A 24944-nucleotide genomic window follows, 5' to 3' on the forward strand; every position below is an offset into this window, starting at 1 on the left:
ATGATGCGCTTTCCCGCCCGCTTGATGCGCGGGGCACCGGCGCCGCTGGGCGCCACATGGGACGGGCTGGGCGTCAATTTCGCGGTCTTCTCGGCCAATGCACACCGCATCGACCTCTGCGTGTTCGATTCCTCGGGCCGGCGCGAGGTCGCGCGGTTCGAACTGCCCGAACGCACCGACGAAGTCTGGCACGGCTACCTGCCCGACGCCCGGCCCGGCCTGCTCTACGGCTACCGCGCCTACGGCCCCTATGAACCGCTGCGCGGCCACCGCTTCAACCCGCACAAGCTGCTGGTCGATCCCTATGCCCGCGCCTTGCATGGCGCGTTGAGCTGGTCGGACTCGCTGTTCGGCTACCGCGTCAACTCGCCGCGCGGCGACCTGTCGATCGACCGGCGCGACAGCGCGCCCGCCATGCCGAAGAGCGTGGTCACCAACGACGCCTTCAACTGGGGTGAGGACCGGCTGCCGCGCGTGCCGTGGGACCGCACGGTGATCATGGAAGCCCATGTGCGCGGCCTGTCGATGCGGCGCAACGACCTGATGCCGGTCGAACGCGGCACCTTCCGCGCCCTGTCCGATCCGCGCCTGGTCGAGCACATGCTGCGCCTGGGCATCACCACGCTGGAACTGATGCCGGTGCAGTCCTTCCTCAAGGACCGCTTCCTGCTGGAACGCGGGCTGACGAACTACTGGGGCTACAACACGCTGTCCTTCTTCGCCCCCCAGGCCGGCTACCTGGCCGAGGGCTCGCCGCACGAGATCCGCACCGCCATCCGCCGCCTGCACGCGGCCGGCATCGAAGTGATCCTCGACGTGGTCTACAACCACACCTGCGAGGGCAGCGAACTCGGCCCCACTTTGTGCTATCGCGGGCTGGACAACGCCGTCTATTACCGGCTGGTGCCGGAGGACGAGCGCCACCTGATCAACGATACCGGCTGCGGCAACACGCTCAACCTGTCGCACCCGCGCGTGTTGCAGATGGTCATGGATTCCCTGCGCCACTGGGCGGTCGATTACCATATCGACGGCTTCCGCTTCGATCTCTGTTCCACCCTGGGGCGCGAGAGCTATGGCTTCGACCCGTTCTGCGGCTTCTTCGACGTCCTGCGGCAGGACCCGGTGCTCTCCACGCGCAAGCTGATCGCCGAACCGTGGGACCCGGGCCCCGGAGGCTACCAGCTCGGCAACCACCCGCCGGGCTTCGCGGAATGGAACGACCGCTATCGCGACACGGTGCGCCGCTTCTGGCGCGGCGATGCGCTGACGCGCGGCGACATGGCGGCCAGGCTCGCCGGCTCCGCCGATATCTTCGACCGGCGCGGACGGCGCCCCTGGGCCTCGGTCAATTTCATCACCTCGCATGACGGCTTCACGCTGATGGACGTGGTCAGCTACGACCACAAACATAACGACGCCAACGGCGAGGATAACCAGGACGGCCATTCCGAGAATCTCGGCCGCAACTGGGGGGCGGAAGGCCCGACCGACGACCGGGCGATCCTGGCGGTGCGCGACCGGGTGCGGCGCGCCATGCTGGCCACCCTGTTCTTCTCGCAGGGCACGCCGATGCTGCTGGCGGGCGACGAATTCGGCCAGACCCAGGGCGGCAACAACAACGCCTACTGCCAGGACAACGCCACCGCCTGGCTGGACTGGCCGCTGGCCGCCACCCCCGCCGGGCAGGCGATGATCGCCTATGTCGCCCAGCTTGCCGCCCTGCGCGCCACCCACGCCTCGGTGCGCGGCCGCAGCTACCTGTACGGCAAGCGCGAAACATCGCCGGGCGTGCCCGACATCGCCTGGTACGACGCCGAGGGCCACCCCATGACGTCCGACGCGTGGAATGACGAACATGGAAGAATATTAGGGCTTTTGCGCTCCAGCACCGATGACGGCCCGCCCGACACCACCTATCTGATCATGAACGCGGGCGACGAGGACATGGACTGCATCCTGCCGCCGGTTCCGGGCGCATGGACGCTGCTGCTCGACAGTGTCGATCCGGCGCGCACCGGCGCCCTGTCGGACAGGCTGGCGCGCTGGACGGTCGGTGCCCACGGCGTCGTGCTGCTCGGCTTCACGCCGGGCAGCCAGCAGGCAAAGGGAACGGTCGATGCGTAAGACCCATGCTTTCGCCGGTCATTTCGGGGCGACCCTGCTCGCGCCGGGGCAGACGCGCTTCCGCTTCTGGGCGCCGTCCTGCGCCGCCGTGTCGGTGGAAATCGAGGGCCAGCCCCCGGTGCCGATGGCGCGCACCGCCGATGGCTGGTTCGAGGCCCAGGCCCCCTGCGGCGCCGGCGCGCTCTACCGCTACCGCCTCAACCCGCATCTGGCAGTGCCCGACCCGGCCTCCCGCGCCCAGCCGCGCGACGTTTCGGGCCCCAGCCAGGTGGTCGATCCCCGCGCCTATGCCTGGCAGGATGACGATTGGCGGGGCCTGCCGTGGGAGCAGGCGGTCATCTACGAAATCCATGTCGGCGCCGCCGGCGGGTTTCGCGGCGTGCGCGCGCAGCTCGCCCGGCTCAAGGCGCTGGGGATCACGGCGGTGGAACTGATGCCGCTGTCCGAATTTCCCGGCGGCCGCAACTGGGGGTATGACGGCGTGCTGCCCTACGCGCCGGAATCCGCCTACGGCACGCCGGAGGACCTCAAGGCGCTGGTCGATCACGCCCACGCGCTGGGCATGATGATCTTTCTCGATGTCGTCTACAATCATTTCGGGCCGGAGGGCAATTTCCTCGCCGCCTACGCCGCCCCCTTCTTCCATGCCGGCCACCCGACGCCCTGGGGCGACGCCATCGATTTCCGCCAGCCCGCCGTGCAGGCCTATTTCGCCGAAAATGCCTTGTACTGGCTGATGGAATACCGGTTCGACGGCCTGCGGCTGGACGCGGTGCAGGCAATCGGCGAGCGCGACTGGCTGGTCGAGCTGGCCGCCCATGTCCGCGCGCGCATCGAGCCCGGCCGCCACGTCCATCTGATCCTGGAGAACGAGAACAACGATTCCGGCCTGCTCCGCGCGGGTTTCGACGCGCAATGGAACGATGACGGGCACAACGCCCTGCACGTCCTGCTGACGGGCGAGGATGAAGGCTATTACGCCAATTTCGCCACCGACCCCGCCGGCCGGCTGGCCCGCGTGCTGGCCGAGGGCTTCGCCTTCCAGGGCGAGATGTTCCCCACCCTCGGCCGCCCGCGCGGCATGGAAACCGGCGGCCTGCCCGCCACCGCCTTCGTCCTGTTCCTGCAAAATCACGACCAGATCGGCAACCGTGCGCTGGGCGAGCGGCTGACGGTGCTGGCCGCCCCGCAGGCCCTGCGCGCCGCCTACGGCCTGCTGCTGCTGTCCCCGCAGATCCCGATGCTGTTCATGGGCGAGGAATGGGGCTCGCGCCAGCCATTCCTCTATTTCACCAGCCACCCGCCCATCCTCGGCGACATCGTGCGCGACGGCCGCCGCCGCGAATTCGCCGCCTTCGCCCATTTCAGCGATCCCGCCCGGCGCGAGACCATCCCCGACCCCAACCACCCCGACACCTTCGCCTCCTCGATCCCGCCGCCGGACGAGGCCGAAACGCCGGAGGGGCGGGAATGGCTGGCCTTCTTCGCCACCCTGCTGCATTTGCGCCATGCCCGCATCACGCCGCGCCTGCGTGGCGCGCAGGGTCTGGGCGCGCGCGTCCTCGGGCCGGGCGCGGTGGCCGCGCGCTGGCGGATGGCCGACGGCGCAATCCTCTCGCTCGGCCTCAATCTGGGCGCGGACCCGGTCGACCTGCCGGAGTGGGTCGCCGGCCCGGTCCTGTTCCAGTATCCGCCCGCCTCGGGCACCGACACGCGGCTGCCCCGCCACGCCGTCACCGTTCATCTGGCCGAGCCCATCCACGGGGCCGCCCATGGATGACCGCACCCTGCGCACGCGGGCCCGCAAGGCCGGTCTGGTCACCGCCTGGCAGGATGCCGCCGGCGTCTCGCACCGGGTCGGGCTCGACACGCTGCGCAACCTGCTGCGGGTGCTCGAAGGCGGGTCGATGCCGGAGGAAGGCACGCTGCCGCCGATGATCGTGGGGCAGGTCGGGGTGGCGACCGTGCTGCCGCTGCGCACCACGGCCAGCCGGCTGGCCTTCCGGCTGGATTACGAGGATGGCGGCACGTTCTCGGGCCATGCCGGCCGGGCGCGCGACGGCCGCGTGCGCCTGCCCGCGATCGCGCGGACCGGCTATCACCAGTTGGACATCCTGGGCCGGCGCACGGTGCTGGCCATCGCGCCGGCCCGCTGCCGCACGGTGGCCGATGCCACGGACGGCGCGCGCGGCTGGGGGCTGGCGGTGCAGATCCCCGGCCTGCGCGCGCGGCACGATGGCGGCATCGGCCATTTCGGCGCGCTGGCCGACCTGGCGCGCCAGGCGGCGGCGGCCGGGGCCGATGCGCTGGCGATCAGCCCGGTCCACGCCATGTTCAGTGCTCGCCCCGCGCAGTTCAGCCCCTATTCCCCCTCCAGCAGGCTGTTCCTCAACGTGCTGCTGGCGGATATGCGAAGCTGGTTTTCCACGCAGGAAATCGGGGCGGTGATGCGCCGTCTGCGCATCGCGCCACAATCCACGCGGGCGTTGGAAGAGGCGCCGCTGATCGACTGGCCGGCGGCGGCGGCGCTCCGGCTGCGCATGCTGCGCTGCCTGTATGACGACCATATCCGCGACACGCCGCCGGACGAACTCACGGCCTTCGTCGCCGCCCACGGCCGCGCGCTGCATTGCCATGCGGTGTTCGAGGCCCTGCAGGCGCATCAACTCGGCCGGGGGCCCCGTGGCGGCAACTGGCGCGCCTGGCCTGCCAGCCTGCGCAATCCCGCCAGCCCCGAGGTCGCGCGCTTCGCGGCGGAACGCCATCACGAGGTCGGCTTCCACCTGTTCCTGCAATGGCTGGCGGCACGCGGCCTGCACGGCGCGGGCGAGGCGGCGCGCGCCGCCGGCATGCGCATCGGCCTGATCGCCGATCTCGCGGTCGGCACCGATCCGGGCGGCAGCCAGTGCTGGGCGAACCAGGATGATTTCCTGATCGGCGGGTCGGTCGGCGCGCCGCCCGACCCGCTCGGCCCGCTGGGGCAGAACTGGGGGCTGACCACCTTCTCCCCCGCCGCGCTGCGCGCCCACGGCTACCGCGCCTTCATCGACACGCTGCGCGCGACGCTGACACGGCAGGGCGGCATCCGCATCGACCATGTCATGGGGCTGGAACGGCTGTGGGTGATCCCCGAGGGCGCCTCGGCGGCCGACGGCGCCTACCTGTCCTTTCCGGGGCGGGACCTGATGCGGCTGGTGGCGCTGGAATCGCACCGGCACGACGCGGTGGTGATCGGCGAGGATCTGGGCACCGTGCCCACGGGCTTCCGCACCCGCGCGGCGCAGCGGTCGATCATGGGCATGAACGTGCTGTGGTTCCAGCGCGACGCGCAGGGCGCGTTCCTGCCACCGGGTCGATGGGGCACGAACGACGTGGCCATGACCACGACGCACGACCTGCCCACGGTCGCCGGCTGGTGGCAGGCCACCGATATCGGCTGGCGCAAGAGCCTGCGCCAGTTGCCGCGCGGCACCCGCGCCGAGGACGCGCTGGCCGCCCGCGCGCATGACCGCGCGGCCCTGTGGGCGGCGCTGCATCCGCCCGATGCGCCCGAACCGCCCCCGGTCACACCAGCCGGCGCGGCCCAGGTGGTCGATGCCGCAACCCGCTTCGTCGGCCAGGCTGCCTCACCGCTGGCCATCCTGCCGCTGGAAGACGCGCTGGGCCTGGCCGAACAGCCCAACCTGCCCGGCACCATCTCCGGCCATCCCAACTGGCAGCAGCGTTATCCGCCGGGCCCGCCGCTGCTGGCCCGGCCGGACGCCGCCCGCCGGCTGGACCTGCTGCGCACGGCGCGGAACCCGGCATGACGGGGGTGCGCGCAACCGTCCGCCTGCAATTCCACGCCGGCTTCACGCTCGATGACGCCGTCCCGCTGGTCGATTATTTCGCCGGCCTGGGCATCAGCCATCTCTACGCCTCGCCGCTGCTGGCCGCCCGCCCGGGCTCGACCCACGGCTACGACACGCTCGACTACAGCCGCATCAACCCCGAACTCGGCGGCCGCGAGGCCCTGGCCCGGCTGGTGACGCGCCTGCGCGAACGCGGCATGGGGCTGATCCTCGATATCGTGCCCAACCACATGGCGGTCGGCGGCAGCGGCAATGCGTGGTGGGAAGATGTCCTGGCCTGGGGGCAGGCCAGCCGATGCGCGCATATGTTCGACATCGACTGGAACCCGCCCGACGCGCGCCTGCGCGGCCGCGTCCTTCTGCCCTTCCTGGCCGAGCCCTACGGCGACTGCCTGGAAAACGGCACGCTGCACCTGCGCCACGACGCAGCCGACGGCTCGTTCGCCTGCTGGCATTACGAACACCGCTTCCCGATCTGCCCGGACCATTACGCCGACCTGTTCGCGGGCGACGATTCGCCGGACGCCGTGCTGGCGCGCATGGCCCCCGATCATCCCGAGGGCCGGGCCCGCCTCCACGCGCTGCTGGAGCGCCAGCATTACCGGCTGGCCTGGTGGCGCACGGCTTCCGACCAGATCAACTGGCGGCGCTTCTTCGACATCACCACGCTGGCCGGGCTCTGCGTCGAGCATCCCGACGTGTTCGACGCCGTGCATCGCACCGTCATCGAGCTGTATGCCGACGGGCTGATCGACGGCGTGAGGGTGGACCACATCGACGGCCTCACTGATCCCCATGCCTACGCCACCCGCCTGCATCGCGCCTTGTCCGCCGCCGCCTCACGCCGCCCTCCCGGGGCCCCACCCGATACCCCCCTCTATGTGGAGAAGATTCTGGCGGCGGACGAAGCCCTGCCCGCCGACTGGCCGATCGACGGCACCACCGGTTACGACTTTCTGGAACAGGTCGACCTCCTGCTCCACGACCAGCGCGGCGCCGACGCGCTGGACGATCTGTGGGTCTGGGGTGCTGGCGGCGCCACCAGCTTCCGCGAGGAAGAACAGGCCGCGCGCGAGGCGGTGCTGAACGGCACCCTGGCCGCCGATCTCGCCCGCCTGGTCCATGTCCTGTCCGGCCTCGCCGGCCGCGACCCGCGCGCCCGCGACTTCACGCCGGCCGCCCTGGACCGTGTCCTGCGCCAGATCCTGATCCGCTTTCCCGTCTACCGGACATATGAAGGCGACGGCGGCAGGGTCCTGCACGCAGTCTGCCAGGCCGTGCGGCCCACGCTGGTGCCGGCGCACCAGCCGGTGCTGGACTGGCTGGAACGGCAACTCGGGCCCGGCGGCCCCGCCGAGGCAATCGCCTGCTTCGTGCACCTCACAGCCCCACTGGCTGCAAAATCGGTAGAAGATACAGGCTTTTACCGCTATGGCCGCCTGCTGTCGCGCAACGATGTCGGCACGCATCCCGGCCAGTTCGGCGGCACGGTCGCCGCCTTCCACGCCGCCAATCTCGCGCGCCGTCGCGACTGGCCCCGCGCCATGCTCGCCACCGCCACCCACGACCACAAGCGCGGCGAAGACGCCCGCGCCCGCATCGCCGTACTGTCCGAACTGGCGCAGGAATGGGCGCGCGTCGCCACCCGCTGGAGCGCATTCAACGCCCCGCTACGCCACCGCGTCACCCTGCGCACCGGCCCCTGCACCGCACCCGACCGCGCCGACGAACTGATCCTCTACCAGACCCTGCTGGGCGCCTGGCCGCTCGGCGACAGCCCGCTGGAACACCGGATCACGCCGGATTTCCACGATCGCATAGCCGCCTGGCAGGTCAAGGCCCTCCGCGAGGCCAAGCGCCACACTAGCTGGATCGACCCGGAACCCGCCTACGAGCAGGCGTGCGGCGCCTTTCTCACTGGCCTGCTGTCCGCTCACTCCGAAAACCGCTTCCCCTGGATGGTCGATGCCTTCGTCAACCAGATCGCCCCCGCCGGCGCCCTGAACGGGCTGGCGCAGACGCTGCTGCACCTGACCAGCCCCGGCGTGCCGGACCTGTACCAGGGCTGCGAGTTCTGGGATTTCAGTCTGGTCGATCCCGACAATCGCCGCCCGGTCGATTTCCCGGCCCGCATGGCGGCCCTGGCCGAAGGCGCGGATATCGCATCGCTGCTGCCGCACTGGCGCGACGGCAGGGTAAAACAGGCGCTGATCGCCGCAATACTGCGGTTCCGGGCCACCAATCCCGCCCTGTTCGCGGACGGCGCGTACCGCCCCGTCCGGGTCACCGGCACACGGCGGCAGCATCTGCTCGCCTTCGCCCGCGTGACGGAAGGCGCCACGATGCTGGTGATCGCGCCGCGCCTGTCCGCCGCTCTGATGCCGGACCCGACCGACCTGTCCTGCCCCGCCATGCTCTGGCGCGGCACGACGCTGGACTGGGACGACGCCCCCGCCGGCCCCTGGCGCTCGCTGCTCCATCCGGGCCGCATCCTCGACCGCGCGGCGATGCTGGACCTCGCCATGCTGGCCGGCGAAGCGCCTTTGGATGTGCTGGTATCCGGTTGATATCAGTCGTTTCAAAATAACTTCACTGTTTCTGGACCGGGCTTTCCGCTGAATGTCGCGCCGTCACAGCGCTTTTGGCCAAGGGGGGATTGCCTTGTCGGAGACAACCATACCGCGCAGTCATTTTCTGCGTCCCAGAATGGAGAGTGGGGGAACCCCGGCGTTCAGGATCTTCTTCCTGGCCGTGCTGGCGTGTGCGCTGGGCTTCGTCGGTTACAGCGTCCTGGCCGACCTTCAGGCGGCGGGTGGGAACGGGCTGGCGATCGGGGCCTTCGCCCTGCTGGCGCTGGCGCTGCTGATCGCGCTGGGCTTCGAATTCGTCAACGGCTTCCACGACACGGCGAACGCTGTCGCGACCGTGATCTATACCAACAGCATGCCGCCCATGGTGGCCGTCGTGTGGTCGGGCGTGTGGAACCTGCTGGGCGTGCTGGTCTCGTCCGGCGCCGTCGCCTACAGCGTGGTCACCCTGCTGCCCGTCGAACTCATCCTCCAGGTGGGCAGCGGCGCGGGATATGCGATGATCTTCGCGCTCCTGATCGCCGCGATCGTATGGAACCTCGCGACCTGGGCGATGGGGGTGCCCAACAGTTCCTCGCACGCCCTGATCGGCTCGATCATGGGGGTGGGCATCGCCAACCAGTTGATGGCCCCCGCCGGGGCGGCCACCTACGGCGTCGACTGGTCGCAAGTCTCCAAGGTTTTCAGTGCGTTGCTGTTCAGCCCGCTCTGCGGCTTCGTGCTGTCCATGGCGCTGTTCTGGCTGTTCCGCGTGCTGGTGCGCAACCGGACGCTGTTCGAGACGCCCGAGGGCCACAAGCCGCCGCCGCTATGGATCCGCGGCCTGCTGATCGGCACCTGCACCGGCGTCTCCTATTTCCATGGCGGCAATGACGGGCAGAAGGGCATGGGCCTGATCATGCTCATCCTGATCGGCGCCGCACCCACCGCCTACGCGCTCAACCGCGCCATGCCGGAAGCCGCCATGCCGGCCTTCGTCCAGTCGGCCGGTGATGCCGCGGGTATCTTCCGCCATCACATGGCGGGCACCGATCCCGACGATGTGGCGGCGGCCCGTGCGCGGGTAACGGCGGCGCTGCGCGACCGGGCGGTCGCGGACGGGCAGGTCTACGGCGCGCTAGCCGTGCTCTCCGACGACATCGCGAATTCGGTCAAGGGCTACCGCACCCTCAACGCCATCCCCGCCGCCCAGGTGCCGAACGTCCGCACGGATATGTATCTGGTGTCGGATGCGATCCGCGTGCTGGGCAAGACCAATGCCTTCGCAGGGGCCGAGGCCGCCGGTCTGAAGGACTTCATGGGCCAGCTCAACGCGGGCACGCGCTTCATTCCCACATGGGTCAAGGTCGCCGTCGCGGTAGCGCTGGGCCTGGGCACGATGGTCGGCTGGAAGCGTATCGTCGTCACCGTGGGCGAAAAGATCGGCAAGACCCATCTGAACTATGCGCAGGGCGCCTCGGCGGAACTGGTCGCGATGGGAACGATCGGCCTGGCCGAAGGCTATGGCCTGCCGGTCTCCACCACCCATATCCTCTCCAGCGGCGTGGCTGGCACCATGGCGGCGGCGGGCTCGGGCCTGCAATGGCGGACATTGCGCACCATGGCCATGGCCTGGGTGATCACCCTGCCTGCCGCCATGTTGATCAGCGGCGTGCTGTTCTTTATTCTGAGGCATGTCTTCTGATCCGAGGCCATGAAGGTCAGACTGTTCCCTCCGGTTCAGCACCGTGTAGTGGGGCTCCTGACCGTGATCTGTTCCCTAACGGCTGGTGGCGGCGTCCTGGCTGCCACCAAGCCGCAGGTAACCGATATCCTGCCCTCGGGCGTGCCGCTGCCCCCACCAACGCCGATGGAAGTGCAGCCTTCCGAAGACCCCGGGAGCGAGCTGCTAGGCGAGGCGGGCGGGGCACGGCCCTGGCTGGCGCGCCACGGCATCCGGATCAACGTGCAGGATGTCGAGGAGTTATGGGGCTTGGCCGCCGGCGGTCTTCACCCCGGACCCACCTATGACGGCATGACCGCCGTAACCCTGATGTTCGATACCGAGCGCGGCTTCGGCTGGCCTGACGGGCTACTGAATGTCAGCGCGTTGCAGATCCGTGGCCGGTCGCTGACGGGCGAGCGACTGGGGGCGGTGAATGCCGTCAGCGGCTATGATGCGGGGCGTTCGACCCGGTTGTTCGAACTCTGGTACGGCCAGGGCTTCTTTGCAAACCGGCTGGATGTTCGCGTGGGGTCGATCGATCTCGATACGGAATTCCTCGTCAGCCAAAATGCCTCGTTCTTCCTCAATGCCAGTTTCGGCTGGCCGCTTTCCACTTCCAGCAACCTGTATTCCGGGGGGCCATCCTGGCCGTTTTCCGCCGTGGGGGTGCGGGCGAAATGGACGCCGATCGACCAATTGGTGTTGATGGGCGCCGTCACCGACGACAACCCGACGCGCGGCCCGTTCTACAGCAATGTTGCGCCCGCGCAGCGCGATCCCTCGGGCACGGCGTTTTCGACCAGCGGTGGCACGCTGTTCATCGGCGAGGCCCAGTTTTCAGCCGATGTCGCCCGCTGGACTGCCGGCAAGGATGCGCCAAGTCTGCCGGGAACATGGAAGCTCGGCGGGCTCTACGACACCGGGCGGTTCCCCGATCAGCGATACGACAGCCACGGTGGCCTGCTGGCCTCGCCCGACAGCACAGGTCAGCCGCTCTATCATCATGACAACTGGATGATGTACGTGGTGGCTGACCAGATGATCTGGCGGGCAGCGCCGGGATCGAGCAAGACGATCAGCCTGTTCGTGCGCGCCACCGCCAATGACGGCTCGCGTAATCGGTATGCGACCGAAATACAGGGTGGCGTGACGTTCGATGGTCTGGTACCGGGCCGGACCGACGATACGATCGGCCTTGCCTGGGGAACAGGATTTTACGGCAGCAGGGCGATCGGAAATGCGCACGACGCCATGCGCCTGGGCACCAGCCTAGCCGGTAAGCTGAAGCCCGAGCAGCATATAGAGGCGACCTATCAGGCGGCCGTAACCCCGTATCTTATCGTCCAGCCCGATTTTCAGTATTTCTGGCATGTCGGCGGCACATCGTTCGACCCGGAAACCGGCCGGTCGATCGGCAACGGCGTCGTGCTGGGCGTGAACATGACCACCACGTTCTGAGAACCGGGCAGCATGCATTTCATGAAAATTTCAAGGTCCTTGCTTGGGGAAAATCCTATTCCGGCAAATGCGGCGCATGGCGCGCGGCGGAGGAGGCAGCGACATGGACGATGAGGATATGAACAGCCTGTCGGCGGACGAACGCGAGCGTGTGCAGATGCGCCGCGAACTCATCGACGACCTGGACGAGGAGTTCGAACTTGCCCTGGAGGAAGAGGCCATCGGGGGGAAACTCGATGCAACCGACCGCGCGTTCCGGCGGGTCTATTTCCGCGAACTGGTCCGCCTCCAGGGCGAACTGATCAAGTTGCAGGACTGGGTGAAAGCGACCGGCCATCGCCTGGTCGTGATCTTCGAGGGACGGGACGCCGCCGGCAAGGGCGGCGCGATCAAGCGGATCACCCAGCGCCTGAATCCGCGCCTGTGCCGCGTGGCTGCCCTGCCGGCCCCCAATGACCGCGAGCGCACGCAATGGTATTTCCAGCGCTACGTGGCCCATCTGCCGGCGGCGGGCGAGATCGTTCTGTTCGACCGGAGCTGGTACAACCGCGCCGGCGTCGAGCGTGTCATGGGTTTCTGCACAGAGGATGAATACGAGGAATTCTTCCGTTCGGTGCCTGAGTTCGAGCGCATGCTCGTCCGCAGCGGCATCCAGATCGTCAAGTTCTGGTTTTCGATTACCGATGACGAGCAGGAGGCCCGTTTCCGCGCCCGGATCGAAGATCCGCTGCAGCAGTGGAAGCTCAGCCCGATGGATCTGGAAAGTCGTCGCCGCTGGGAAGATTATACCCGAGTGAAGGAGACGATGCTCGAGCGCTCCAGCATCGACGAAGCCCCTTGGTGGGTGGTGCAGGCGGTGGACAAGAAGCGTGCCCGCCTGAATTGCATCGCTCACCTGCTCTCGCTTGTGCCCTATAGGCCGGTGCCGAAGCCGGACGTAGTGCTGCCCGAGCGGGTCCACCATCCTGATTACGAACGGCAGCCGACCCCGGATGCCATGATGGTTCCGTCGCGCTACTGACCTGACACGTCCGGACCCGGGGGCGCTCCACGTGTCCCTGCGTTCGCGCTGCTCCAAAAGCCTGGAGCGATTTTGCATGCCCCTGTATCTGCTGGAGCTTGCTTCCTTCAGAACGCAGGCCAGCGTCCTTAGTGTCCGTCCGAGATCATCTTGAATCTTTGGAATCATCTGTGATTCCATGTCGGCAGCCCCGATTTGAAGAGGCCGCTCGATGTGGACGATTGAAAATCGCGTCCGGTATGACCGCAGCAAACTCCGCTATCCCAGCGACCTGACTGACGAGGAATGGTCGCTGATCGAGACGATGATCCCCCATGCGAAGCGGGGCGGCAACAAGCGACCGTGAACGTACGCGAGGTCATGAACGGTCTGATGTATATTCTGAGCATCGGGTGCCAGTGGCGCGCGCTCCCGAAAGATCTGCCGCCACGCAGCTACGGTGAACTATTATTTCTGCCGCTGGCAGTATGAGGGTACGCTCGAGCGGTTGCACCATGCCCTTTACGTGCTCTGCCGCGAACAGGTGCATCGCGACGCCAGCCCCACAGCGGCCATTATTGACAGTCAGAGCGTCAAAAGCGCCGAAAAAGGGGGCGCCGGATCGACCCGTCCGGCTTCGACAGTGGCAAAACCATCAAGGGCAAGAAGCGGCATATCCTCGTCGATACACAGGGACTTCTGATGGCCGCCATCGTGCATGCGGCTGATATCCAGGACCGCCACGGCGGCGTCATGCTGATGGCAACATTGTTCGGACTGTATCCGTTCCTTCTGAAACTCTACGCCGACGCTGGCTATCAGGGGCCGAAGTTCCAGCAGGGACTGGCCCATGCCTGCCGCACTGTGAACGTCGAGATCGTGCGACGATGCGATGCCCGAAAGTTCGTGGTGTTGCCCAAGCGCTGGATTGTGGAACGCACCATCGCTTGGCTGAACCGCTGCCGACGCCTGAGCAAGAATTGGGAGTGCCTCGACCAGAACGCACTCGCTTTCCTTCAATCGGCATCAGTCCGGATGATGCTCCGAAGACTCTGTAATCATAAAGTATGATCTTGGACGGACTCTGAGAAGGAGAGCAGATCAGAAGTCTTCTTGCTTCTTTTTTCGGAAGACGAAAGCAGATTGCCCACTTCCATGATATGGAGGCGCCATGGTGGAATCGAAGATCCTGATCAGTGCCTGCCTGCTGGGCCAGCCTGTGCGCTATGACGGAGCGGCCAAGCCTGCCCTGCATCCGGCGCTGAGCCGATGGCAGGCGGAAGGGCGGCTTGTCGCTGTCTGCCCCGAGCTTTCGGGCGGTTTCGGCGTGCCGCGTCCGCCGGCCGAAATTGCGCATGGGCAATCCGGTCAGACTGTGCTGGAGGGCAAGGCCCGCGTGATCGAGGCCGGCGGTGGGGATGTGTCGGCGCTCTATATCGCCGGGGCCGAGGCCGCACTGGCCCTGGCGCGGGAGCATGGGTGCCGGTTCGCGATCCTGACCGATGGCAGCCCCTCCTGCGGCAGCGTCTTCATCTATGACGGGACCTTTCAGGGTCGCCGGCATGAGGGCATGGGGGTGACGGCGGCGCTGTTGCGCGCCCATGGCGTGGTGGTGTTTGCGGAAACCGGAATCGACGCGCTTGAGGCACAATTGTCCTAGCCAGGTTGACACCAGCCGCAGTCAGGCAGCCAGTGAACAGGATTCTGGAAAGCATGGACAACGCTTTTGTCAGTACGCCCTGGAATCCTATCGCTTTTACACATATTTTTTAGACTTGGCGCTGGAACGATACGATGCCGTTCAAGGCAGACGGCGCTCACCTGATCTTATGGCCGACCGGTCAATTCTTCGGCGGATAACACGGAGGATTGCTCGCGATCGCTCTCGCATCATCTTCCACGGTCGATTTGAAGCCGATCGCCTTTCTTCTCTGGTCAGCGTGGCTGGCGTCGAGAAGAGTGTACATTGTCCAGTGGTGCGCGACGCAGACATATTGCGTCCCGTATATTTGAGGCTGATGCTTTTGCAAACGTACACGATCAACCAACAAGCCATATGCATGCCCATCCAGTGCCGGTGTTCCTGCCAGGGGCTGCATTCGAGACAGCATCTCTTCCATGAATGAGGGGTTGTTCACCGCGTGTTGCACGACCATAAACGCACTCGTCGCCGCCGCATCGCCAAGTTTTGTCCGGTCGAACCAGCCTTTGGCTGGCAATAACGACCGTAATGCTTTCTGATTCTCCAAATCGTGCAGATTGATTTCGTGCCAGACCGCATCGGAGGCCGCCTGCCGGTAAGGCTCGGGTAAACGCGTCAGGTCTGTTTTCTCCATCAGATCCCGGCCGACTGCATCAATTTGACCCATCTGGATAAGCCGATCCGCCAACGTCAATGGCGGCTGATGGATACGCTGGGAAATCATGACCCGCGCGATCGCTGAAAAAATCGGGCGGACAGTATTTTCCGATTTGAGCAACAGGGGATCAGTCTGCTCCGCGAAAGCCTCGGATTGATGAAGAATAGAACAAAGAATGAAAAAACTTATGACTTTACAAATGCGCAAGAAGTATTTTCCTACTCCGCTTGATTCATTCTTACTTTTTAACATCGCGTCCATCTTACTGCTGCCGTGGAGACAATCTATCGCGGCGTAATTTGGAGCACCATTGAAAACCATTTCGTGAGCGCCTTGAAACTGACCAGGGGCCACGAATGGCAACGCGATGGAAACAGGCAAGTCAGACGACGATGGACGAACTCATGATGGAGCGTGAAGTCCTGCGCGAGAACGATCTGCATGCTCCCTCACGGACCGACGGGTAGCCTGACATCCTATCCTCGTCGCGTCGGATGTATCGCTCCGGTTGCCAAACCGGTTCCGCCAAATTAGTGCTCATGCGATCGGATTCTTGGGATTTGTGAGAATGAAACGCCAATCTGGGGCGGGATATGCCGCGCTGATCGCTCTTTCGTCCGCGCTGGTTGGGGTATCGGCCGCGAAGGGGGCGCCTGCGTTCTCCGAGCGCTTCGACGCCGCTGATGGTTTCCCCGCCCGGTCGGGCGATGGCTGGGCGGCGGCGCTGGTGGCGGGGCCGGGGAAGGACGAGGTGCTGACCGCTCGCCCCGAGAGCGGTTTTACCGGCATGCATGCGCTGCGGTTCGATGTGCGCGGCGCGCCGGTGCGGGCGGTGGTGACGACAGTGCCGGCGGGTGCGGTGACGATCACGTCCGGCAGCGTCCTGCGCTATATGATCTTTCCTGTCGACGATCCGCTGTCGCTGACCGATCCGGCGACCGGGACGGCGCTGGATGTGGTCTTTGACGATGGCAGCCGTGCGTCCCTGCTGGGGGCGCGGGATAATGCCGGGGCGCCGTTGACCGCGCAGGGACAGGGCCGGGGGCTGTATCCGAACCAGTGGAATGTTGTCGAGGTGCCGCTGGGGGCGGTCGCGCGCCATAAGCGTGTCGCGGCGATCGAGGTGCAGGCGGGACGGCCGGGTGGAAAGGCTTATCACGTCTATTTCGACGATATCAGCATTGGTGAGGCGGAAACCGTCCCGGGGGCGACGCCTGCCGATCTGGTGGATACGCGGCGCGGCACGAATGCGAATGGCCGCTATTCCCGCGGGAACAATTTCCCGGCCGTTGCCGTGCCGCATGGATTCAATTTCTGGACGCCGGTGACGCGCGGTGATTCCAACTGGCTTTATCAATATCAGGAGCGGAACGACGCGCGAAACAGGCCGCGTCTTCAGGCGATTTCACTGAGCCATGAACCCAGCCCGTGGATGGGGGACCGGCAGACATTCCAGATCATGCCCGTGCCGGGTGGCGCGCCGCCGGCGGCCGATCGGGCGGTGCGCTCGGCCGCGTTCGATCACGGGCATGAACAGGCGTTGCCCTATCGCTATACCGTCGCGCTGGATAACGGGATCGTCGCGGATGTCGCGCCGACAGATCATGCGGCGATCATGCGATTTTCCTATCCGGGCGACCAGGGGCAGATCGCGTTCGACAATATCAACGATCACGGCCAGATCGTGATTGCGAAAGATGGCTTGAGCGCCGCCGGTTATACGGATGTGGCCAGTGAACTCTCGACCGGGGCGACGCGGATGTTCGTGCATCTGGTCTTCGATCGTCCCGCCCGGGCGCAGGGGCGCATGACTGGGGAGAAGCGCGATGATGTGCAGGCGTGGGCGGCGTTCGACACGGCCGGTGGGCGGCCGGTTACGGTGCGGATTGCGACGTCGCTGATCGGCATCGAACAGGCGAAGCATAACATGGCGCTGGAACTGCCGGAGGGGCGGACGTTCGATTCCGTGGCACAGGCGGCGAAGGCGGCGTGGAACGACAAGCTGGCGCGGGTGGCGATTCCCGGTGCAGGCGTTGACGAACAGCGGACGCTCTACGGCAATCTTTACCGGCTCTATCTTTATCCAAACGAAGCGCATGAAAATGCCGGGAGTGTTCAGGCTCCCGTGTTCGTGCATGCCAGTCCGTTCGCGGCACCGGTCGGGCCGGGTAGCGAGACGCATACGGGGGCGCGGATCGCGGGCGGGGCACTGTATGTCAATAACGGGTTCTGGGACACCTATCGTACGGCGTGGCCGGCCTATGCCCTGTTGAGTGCCGACGAGGCGGGCGCGTTGATTGACGGTTTCGTGCAGCAATATCGCGAGGGTGGGTGGATCGCGCGCTGGTCTTCTCCGGGCTATGCGGATCTGATGACGGGAACGAGTGCCGATGTCGCGTTTGCCGATGCCTGGGGCAAAGGTGTGCATGATTTCGATCGTACCCGCTTCTACCGGGCGGCATTGAAAGATGCGACCGTGGCGCCGGATGATCCGGGAGTGGGGCGCAAGGGGTTGGCGCGTTCGATCTTCCGGGGCTACACGGATACCGACACGGACGAGGCGCTCTCGTGGTCGAATGCGTCCACGGTCAATGATTTCGCGATCGGGGTGATGGCGGAGGCGCTGGCGCGGGAGGCGCCGGCGGGGTCGCCGGAGCAGGCGGATTTCACGGCGGAAGCGTGGTATCTGAAGAACCGGGCGCTGAACTACGTCAATCTGTTTGATCGTGACGTCGGGTTCTTCGTGGGGCGGCGGCCGGATGGAACATGGCGCGCCGGGAAGGACACGTTCGATCCCCTGGCATGGGGAGGAGATTATACGGAGACGAATGCCTGGACGATGGCGTTTGATCCGGTGCAGGACCCGCAGGGGCTGATCAACCTCTATGGCGGCCGCGCGGGGCTGGCGCGCAAGCTCGATACCTATTTCGCGACGCCGGGGGTGTATCATGTGGGGGCGTATGGCGGTGTGATCCACGAGATGCGCGAGATGCATGATATCCGCATGGGGCAATACAGCCATAGCAACCAGCCGGCGCATCATATCCTCTATATGTACGATGTCGCGGGGCAGCCGTGGCAGGCGCAGGACAAGATCCGCGATGCCATGAACCGGCTTTATCGGGGCACGGCGATCGGGCAAGGCTATCCGGGCGACGAAGACAATGGCGAGATGTCGGCCTGGTGGGTCTTCAGTGCCGCCGGTTTCTATCCGTTTCGGATGGGAACGCCAACTTACGCGATCGGGGCGCCGCGTTTCGAGACCATGCAGATGACGTTCGGCAATGGGCAGCGGCTGACGATCGAGGCGCCGGGGGTGAGCGACCGCAACCGGTTTATCCAGTCCGTCACGCTGAATGGCCGGCCGCTGACGCGGTGGTGGTTCTCGCAGGCGGATATCGCCAATGGTGGTACGTTGCATTTCACGATGGGCGACCATCCTTCGGCGTGGGGAACGGGAGCAGATGCCGCCCTGCCCTCGCTGACCCAGGGGAACGAGTTGCCCGAGCCTGCCAGGGACCTGATCGAGCTGGGCAAGGCGCATACGGACGGGCCTGGTGCGCTCTTTGACGACGATGCCATGACCAGTGCAATGGTGCCGGGGAATGGGCTGACGGTGACGTTTCCCGCCGGGGTGGCCGCGCTGGCCTATACGGTGACGTCGGGGGATGATCCGAACGCGGTTGCATCGACTTGGGAGCTTGAGGCCTCGGATGACGGTGTGAACTGGACGGCTATCGACCGGCGTTCGGGCCAGCATTTCGCGTGGAAGCGGCAGACCCGGCCGTTCCTGATCGGTGATCCGCGCCCGCATCGGCTGTATCGCTGGCGGCCTGATGGAGCGCATCCGACGACAATCGGCGAGTTCGAATTATTGGGGCATTCCAAGTAACGAATGGAACGACGTGGCAGGGGGCTCTGGCCCCCCTGCCACGCCGAGATGTTGGATGACGATCACAGGCGTTTTAGCGCCCGAGACTGCCTTCGTAATAGTCATCGACCTGATGCGCGTAAAGGTTGTCGCTCCAGTTCGGCATGGATTCCGATGTATAGCTCGGCGCGCCTTTCAACTGGTCAGGCGTCATATCGACGACGTAGCCCTGAAGGTTCGTGTCGTATGTCAGGGCTTTCCATGGAAGGGGATGGTAACTGTTGCCCATTCCGAGAAAGCCGCCGAAACTCATGACGGCGTAGGCGACGTGGCCGGTCTGTTTATCGACCATGAAGTGATTGATCGTTCCCAGCTTTTCCTGGGCCGGGGAATAGACCGCCGTGCCCTCGACCTTGTCGGAGGCGATGAGTTCGTGGGTCTCGTCGATTCTGTCGGTGGTGAATCTGTCCGTTGGATTTGCCATGATGGCCTCCTGTTGGTTGGACCACGAGTGTGTAGGTCGGCATGGTTATCTGCCGGGCAAGGGGGGGGATGGATTTTTTTCTACACGATCCCTTGAGGCCGCCAGAGGTGGACGGATTCTGAAAGAAAATGGAAAGACTTGGCTTTTTAAAAAAGAGCAGGCCCCTCCCCTTCCGCGCGGCACGGGCATCGGCCATGGTTTGCATGGCAACCCTTGAGATGCTGCGGCGTCAGTGATCGTGCGCGCATGCTGGAAAGAAACGGATAATGAACAGTTCAGATTCCCCTTCATCCGGAGCCGGACAGAGCGCGCAGCCGCATATTCGGCTCAATGACGGCACAACGATGCCGCAACTGGGGCTGGGCGTGTGGCGGACGCCGGCCGACAAGACGGCCGATATCGTGCGCCATGCGGCCGATGCGGGGTATCTGGCCGTGGATACGGCCGCGATCTACAAGAACGAAGAGGGGGTGGGCGATGGGTTGGCGGGTCACCCCGGCATTTATGTCACGACCAAGCTCTGGAACGACGACCAGGGGTATGACACGACATTGCGTGCCTTCGAGACCAGCCTGCACAAGCTGCGCCGGGAGATGCTGGATCTTTATCTGATCCACTGGCCCCGGGCGGCCGAGGGGAAGTTCGTCGAGACGTGGAAGGCGATGGTGGCGCTCCAGAAAGATGGGCGGGTGAAGTCGATCGGGGTTTCGAATTTTCCCGCGGAGGATCTGGACTGCGTCATCGAGGCGACGGGTGTGGTGCCGGCCGTCAACCAGATCGAACTGCATCCGCGTTTCCAGCAGCATGCGCTGCGGGCCTTTCATGAGAAGCACGGCATCAGGACCGAATCCTGGAGCCCGCTTGGTCAGGGGCAGGTGCTGGAAGATCCGGTGATTGCGAAGATCGGCCGGAGATACGGCAAGACGCCGGCGCAGGTGGTCATTCGCTGGCATCTGGATAGCGGGCTGATCGTTATTCCCAAATCGGTCACGCCGAGGCGGATCGACGAGAATATCGCGGTGTTCGATTTCGCCCTGAATGCCGAGGACATGCAGCGGATTGCGGGCCTGGATCGCGCGGATGGCCGCATCGGGCCGGACCCGGCGACGTTTTAAAGTGCGCCCTTCTTCAACCGGCCTCCCGAAGCTACGGATCTGTCTTCACGGTCCGATCCCGAGACGACCGCTGGTCGGTGGTGTGATGCGTGGGCCTCGGTTCCTCATGCGGTAGAGGCCCAGGCCGAGCAGCGTCCAGGACAACAGCAATATCCATTTGAAGGTATCCGCCTGGTGTGCGTGGGCCGGCAGGAGCAGCGCGAACGCCGCCATCCCCAGCGCTGCCGCTATGGCAAGGATTCCGACCGGATATCCGCCCGGCACCCGGAAGCCGGCGCCATGCGGATCACGCCGGCGCACCGCCAGGGTGGCCGCGCAGGTCAGGGCATAGATCAGGGCGATGCAGAGCGACGTGGTATTGACGATTGGCTCGAGTATGCCCTTGCCGAGAAAGAGCCCGGCAATGTTGAATCCCGCGACGATGATGACCGCCTTGTCCGGCGCCCCCGTCACCGGATTGACGCTGCCGAAGACGGCCGGGATCATGCCATCGCGCGCCTGGGCGAAGAGCAGGCGCACCGTCGTCATGAAGACAGAGTTCCAGGCTTTGAGGAGTGACGCGATCAATGCCAGGAGCAAGGCATTTGTCAGCGCGCCGACCCAGGGCAGATGGGCAAGCGCCGCGACCGCGGGCAGGTCGCTCGAGGCAAGCGATTGCCAGGGCGCGGCTCTGGCCGCGGCAAGGACGATCGCCAGGTAGAACAGCATAACGGCAAGCACGGCCACCACGCACAGCCGGACGACCACGTCCTTCGATGTCGCCTGCGAACGCTCTTCAATCGTATGCAGCACGCTCTGGAAGCTGTTGAACATCATCGGCGCACATCCGAACACCCATGCCGCCCCGATCAGCCAGGACCCGCCATCGGCCGCCTGCCAAAGCGGCTGGATGTTCGCGCCGGAGCCGAAGCCGAGTTCGACCACCACCGCCACGAAGACGACCAGGAGAAAGGCCGCGGTAAGGACATTCTGAAACTTCACGAAAGCGCATGCACCCTTGTAGTTTGCAACGGCGATTATCACGCAGCTTGCCAGAGCGAGAAGCAGGCCGCCCAGTCCGATGGGTTCGCCCAGCACCGAATAGAGAACGGGGTGATTGATCCGCGGCCAGATGATCTCGGCCAGCCAGGCAAGCGCGACGCCTTCGAAGACGAGCGCACTGAGATAAGCGAGCGTCAGCAGCCACCCGACGGCGAAGGCCGGCGTCTTCCCGAAGACCGCATTGATGTAGGTGACCTCGCCGCCGGTCTGTGGGAACCTTGAGGCAAGCTCGGCATACATCGCCGCGATCAAGGCCATTGCGCCCCCACCGAACGCGATCCCCACCATCGCCCCTCCCGGCCCGGCCTGACTGAGCCAGACGCCGAGGAGTACGACCCAGGCCGTCCCGACGATGCTACCGAACCCGAACACCAGAAACTGAAACGGGCTGATTGTCCTTTGCAGGGCGCCCGCTGCGCCGCTGTCGGATGTCAGGTCGGAATCAGGTGTATTCATCCGCGATCGCACGATTCACGAAGGCTCCAGCCGCCTGGCGCTCGCGCGCGACGCTTTCTGCCGATCGGTGCGTGTCGTTTCGGCATGGCCACGGCATCCTCATCCCTGGTCGGTGGTCCCTGATGCGCGCTGCAGGCGAGCCGATCGCCCGACCAGCAGGGCGTCCCACCGAAATATCATCGCGCCCGGTAAATTGCGACGATAAGGCGAGGACCGGTTCCTGGGTAAGCGCAAATATCTCGCCAGAACCGGCGAGGAATCCTCATGAATCCTGAAGCGTGGCATCGTATGGTCCCGCCTTCATGAGCCTTTCACGCGCGGCACGCGATGCCAGGGAAAGTGGATCGGCGGCGAGCATGGCTTCGCTTGACGGATTGCGATTTTTCATCCCTTCTGGAACACGCAAGGTCTTACTCATATCAACCCCGGCGCGATCGCCACGCGGATGGGCCGAGCGCAGGGGTGGCGATGTCCGAGCGGGCGCTTCCATTACGTGGCATCGCAGTCTTTGAGGCGGCGGCGCGTGCGTCGAGCTTCCAGGCGGCGGCAGAGGAACTCAATCTGACCCCATCCGCCGTCAGCCATCAGATCCGGCTGCTTGAGGATATCCTGGGGGTCCAGCTTTTCGACCGGGTCGGGCGTGGCGTGACGCTGACGCCTGATGGCGCCGAATATGCGCGCGCGGTCCGGCAAAGCATTCGCCGGCTGCGCTCGGCGACCGGCGATATCCGCGCACGCGGCAGGAAAGGCCGCACGCTTGAGGTGGTCAGGATCGAGATGCCGCCATCCTTCGCCCATTGCTGGCTTCTGCCGCGTCTTCCTGATCTCCTGCGGCGGCTTCCTGGTGTCGACATCCGGATCAATGCGCAGGGGCCTCACCTGCAGGGCGACCGGTTGCCGTTCCCGCCGCAGGCCGACGCACCGGCGGACATACAGATCGTGTATGGCGACGACGGCATCTGGGAAGACAGGGCGACGCATCTTATCCGGGAGACCTTCCAGGCCTGTTGCGCGCCTGGCGTGCTCGAACAGCACGCGCTTGACGCTCCGGAGCGTCTCCTTGATCTGCCCCTGATCAGCACCTCTCAGAATCCCGTATCGTGGGAAGAGTGGCTGAACCTGCATGGCGTGGACCATGACGAGCGGCTTGCCGGCGGCATCCAACTGGACCCATCCCATCTCGCGATCGAGGCTGCCGTCAAGGGTATCGGCATCATACTCGAAAGCGACGTCCTTGCCGGACGCGAACTGTCGAGTGGCACGCTCGTCCGTCCGTTCCCCGCGCTTGGCAGCCCGGGCCTTTCTTACTGGATGTACACGCCATCCGCGCGTAAAGCCCGACCGGCGGTCGCGACGGTCATGACATGGCTCAGGGACAGGGTTTCGGCAGCGCCCGCATGACCAGCGCGATCAACCCGGAGGCGGTGCGCCTCAGTCGCCGGGAGCCTCGACGGCGCGGGTGATCGCGGTATCGAGGACGCCCAGAGCGAAGTCGATTTCCTCGTCGCTCGCGGTGATCGGCGGCGCAAACCGCATGACGCCCGCCGAGAAGGCGCCGGTGATGTTCGCGGACACGCCAAGCTCCAGCGCCAGATCCGTAACCCTCCGCGAGATCGCGCTCGCGCTCAATCCGGCATGGGAAACGAATTCCATCCCGAGCAGCAGGCCACGGCCGCGGACGTCGCCGATGCACCGATGCCGCTGCATCAGGTTCCGGAGCCCGTCCCCAAGGCGGCCGCCAAGCGCGCGCGCCCGCTCGACGAGGTTGTCGCGCCGGATGATCTCAAGGACCTTCAGCGCCACCGCGGCGGGAAGCGGATCGTTCACATGGGTCGTCACGAACATGAAGCCGCGCTCGTCCGCCGTCCTGGCGATCGCATCGGACGTCGAGAGCGACGACATCGCCATTCCGGCGCCCAGCGTCTTTGAAAGAAGAAGGATGTCGGGGATCACGTTGTCACGCTCATACGCGAACATCGCCCCGGTCCGGCCGAGGCCGGTCTGTGCCTCGTCGATGATGAGGAGCATGCCACGGCGCTCGCAATGCGCCTTGAGAGCAGCGAGATAGTCTATCGGCAGATCGATGACACCGCCGGTACTCAGGATCGGCTCCGCGATGAAGGCGGCGAGATTGCCGGTCGACTGGCGATCGAGAAGGTCGAAGCTGTCGTCGAGTTCCTGCTGCCAGGTCACGCCGGGAAAGCGGGGACGAAAGGCGTTCGGTGCGGGAATGGCAAACGTGCCGGGCATCAGCGGGCCATGGCCCCGGCGCCCGATCGAATAGGTCGCCGACGCAGCGGCACCGGTCGATCCATGATAGGATTGCGCGAAGCCGACAATCTCCCATCTGCCGGTGACCACCTTGGCCAGCCGGATCGCGGCCTCGACCGATTCCCCGCCGGTCGAGAGGAACATCGCGCGCGGGAGTGCCGGCACCAGTTCCGCCAGCGCGACCGCCAGATCGACGACGGGCCTTGACAGCATCATGCTGAAGAGATGGTCGAGGCGACCGGCCGCGTCGCGCAATGCCGCCACGAGTTCGGGATGGGCGTGGCCGAGTACCGAACTCATCTGCCCCGACGTGAAGTCGAGGACCTTGCGCCCCGAGGCATCATAAAGCCAGGAGCCTTCGGCGCGCTCGGGCACGAACGACGTGAAGTCACCACCAATGCCCATATATCGCAGCAGGGTACGGTCGGCGGATCTGCGCAGCGAACTGTCGGGATCAGATATCAAGTCATTCATCGTGCAAAGCATCCTTCCACTCAAGCGGGGCATATCGAAGGAACTTGACCCAGGCTTCCTGTGGAAGGGTTAGCGCGAACGTTCTGCCGCCGATAAGCGCAAATACTTCTTACAAACCGATGAGAATATCTCGCCGATCGCCA

At 65.5% G+C, this 24944-nt stretch carries 16 protein-coding genes and 1 pseudogene; 12 read left to right on the top strand and 5 right to left on the bottom strand.

Annotation, left to right across the window (positions count from 1 at the left end; translation table 11 throughout):
• The 9 genes and pseudogenes from glgX to ACMAUO_RS08670 all read left to right on the top strand — a co-directional run bounded on the left by glgX (position 1) and on the right by ACMAUO_RS08670 (position 14389).
• Positions 1 to 2127 carry a glycogen debranching protein GlgX gene (gene glgX / locus ACMAUO_RS08630; RefSeq protein ID WP_420356509.1) on the top strand — a complete coding sequence of 709 codons (2127 nt, stop codon included), beginning with the start codon at positions 1 to 3 and terminating at the stop codon, positions 2125 to 2127.
• Positions 2120 to 3907, top strand: coding sequence for a malto-oligosyltrehalose trehalohydrolase (gene treZ / locus ACMAUO_RS08635; RefSeq protein ID WP_420356510.1), 1788 nt, complete (start codon positions 2120 to 2122; stop codon positions 3905 to 3907). The genes glgX and treZ overlap by 8 nt, the downstream gene beginning before the upstream one ends.
• On the top strand, positions 3900 to 5936 hold the full coding sequence (malQ, locus tag ACMAUO_RS08640; RefSeq protein ID WP_420356511.1) for a 4-alpha-glucanotransferase: 2037 nt from the start codon (positions 3900 to 3902) through the stop codon (positions 5934 to 5936). Before treZ ends, malQ begins: the two co-directional genes overlap by 8 nt.
• Positions 5933 to 8545 carry a malto-oligosyltrehalose synthase gene (treY, locus tag ACMAUO_RS08645; RefSeq protein WP_420356512.1) on the top strand — a complete coding sequence of 871 codons (2613 nt, stop codon included), beginning with the start codon at positions 5933 to 5935 and terminating at the stop codon, positions 8543 to 8545. The genes malQ and treY overlap by 4 nt, the downstream gene beginning before the upstream one ends.
• 94 nt (positions 8546 to 8639) lie before the next feature.
• Complete coding sequence (locus tag ACMAUO_RS08650; protein WP_420356513.1) at positions 8640 to 10250, top strand: inorganic phosphate transporter; 1611 nt, start codon at positions 8640 to 8642, stop codon at positions 10248 to 10250.
• A 9-nt stretch (positions 10251 to 10259) separates the two neighbouring features.
• On the top strand, positions 10260 to 11729 hold the full coding sequence (locus ACMAUO_RS08655) for a carbohydrate porin (RefSeq protein WP_420356514.1): 1470 nt from the start codon (positions 10260 to 10262) through the stop codon (positions 11727 to 11729).
• Between the two features lie 103 nt (positions 11730 to 11832).
• The gene (gene ppk2, locus ACMAUO_RS08660) at positions 11833 to 12750 is read left to right on the top strand and encodes a polyphosphate kinase 2 (RefSeq protein ID WP_420356515.1); all 918 of its coding nucleotides are present in this window, start codon (positions 11833 to 11835) and stop codon (positions 12748 to 12750) included.
• Between the two features lie 211 nt (positions 12751 to 12961).
• Positions 12962 to 13800 (top strand): annotated as a pseudogene (locus tag ACMAUO_RS08665) (IS5 family transposase).
• A gap of 100 nt (positions 13801 to 13900) precedes the next feature.
• Positions 13901 to 14389 carry a 2-thiouracil desulfurase family protein gene (locus ACMAUO_RS08670; RefSeq protein WP_420356516.1) on the top strand — a complete coding sequence of 163 codons (489 nt, stop codon included), beginning with the start codon at positions 13901 to 13903 and terminating at the stop codon, positions 14387 to 14389.
• A 181-nt stretch (positions 14390 to 14570) separates the two neighbouring features.
• Here the strand turns inward: ACMAUO_RS08670 and ACMAUO_RS08675 are convergent, their stop codons facing one another.
• Positions 14571 to 15470: a DUF6624 domain-containing protein gene (locus ACMAUO_RS08675; protein WP_420356517.1), complete on the bottom strand. Its 900-nt coding sequence runs from the start codon at positions 15468 to 15470 to the stop codon at positions 14571 to 14573.
• A gap of 187 nt (positions 15471 to 15657) precedes the next feature.
• Between ACMAUO_RS08675 and ACMAUO_RS08680 the strand changes: the two genes are divergently transcribed.
• Positions 15658 to 18981: a GH92 family glycosyl hydrolase gene (locus tag ACMAUO_RS08680; protein WP_420356518.1), complete on the top strand. Its 3324-nt coding sequence runs from the start codon at positions 15658 to 15660 to the stop codon at positions 18979 to 18981.
• Positions 18982 to 19054: 73 nt separating this feature from the next.
• Here the strand turns inward: ACMAUO_RS08680 and ACMAUO_RS08685 are convergent, their stop codons facing one another.
• The gene (locus tag ACMAUO_RS08685) at positions 19055 to 19444 is read right to left on the bottom strand and encodes a PRC-barrel domain-containing protein (protein WP_420356519.1); all 390 of its coding nucleotides are present in this window, start codon (positions 19442 to 19444) and stop codon (positions 19055 to 19057) included.
• A gap of 266 nt (positions 19445 to 19710) precedes the next feature.
• On the opposite strand from ACMAUO_RS08685, the gene ACMAUO_RS08690 reads away from it, so the two are divergent.
• Positions 19711 to 20559 carry an aldo/keto reductase gene (locus tag ACMAUO_RS08690; RefSeq protein WP_420356520.1) on the top strand — a complete coding sequence of 283 codons (849 nt, stop codon included), beginning with the start codon at positions 19711 to 19713 and terminating at the stop codon, positions 20557 to 20559.
• 45 nt (positions 20560 to 20604) lie between these two features.
• Here the strand turns inward: ACMAUO_RS08690 and ACMAUO_RS08695 are convergent, their stop codons facing one another.
• Positions 20605 to 22068: an APC family permease gene (locus ACMAUO_RS08695; RefSeq protein ID WP_420356521.1), complete on the bottom strand. Its 1464-nt coding sequence runs from the start codon at positions 22066 to 22068 to the stop codon at positions 20605 to 20607.
• Between the two features lie 250 nt (positions 22069 to 22318).
• Positions 22319 to 22474 carry a hypothetical protein gene (locus ACMAUO_RS08700; RefSeq protein WP_420356522.1) on the bottom strand — a complete coding sequence of 52 codons (156 nt, stop codon included), beginning with the start codon at positions 22472 to 22474 and terminating at the stop codon, positions 22319 to 22321.
• A 50-nt stretch (positions 22475 to 22524) separates the two neighbouring features.
• On the opposite strand from ACMAUO_RS08700, the gene ACMAUO_RS08705 reads away from it, so the two are divergent.
• Positions 22525 to 23457, top strand: a complete 933-nt coding sequence (locus ACMAUO_RS08705; RefSeq protein ID WP_420356523.1) for a LysR substrate-binding domain-containing protein — start codon at positions 22525 to 22527, stop codon at positions 23455 to 23457.
• Between the two features lie 30 nt (positions 23458 to 23487).
• Here the strand turns inward: ACMAUO_RS08705 and ACMAUO_RS08710 are convergent, their stop codons facing one another.
• Positions 23488 to 24801, bottom strand: a complete 1314-nt coding sequence (locus tag ACMAUO_RS08710) for an aspartate aminotransferase family protein (protein WP_420356524.1) — start codon at positions 24799 to 24801, stop codon at positions 23488 to 23490.
• Between the last annotated feature and the right edge of the window lie 143 nt (positions 24802 to 24944).

This window comes from Gluconacetobacter brunescens (genome assembly GCF_048695475.1).
Classification (GTDB): Bacteria; Pseudomonadota; Alphaproteobacteria; order Acetobacterales; family Acetobacteraceae; genus Gluconacetobacter.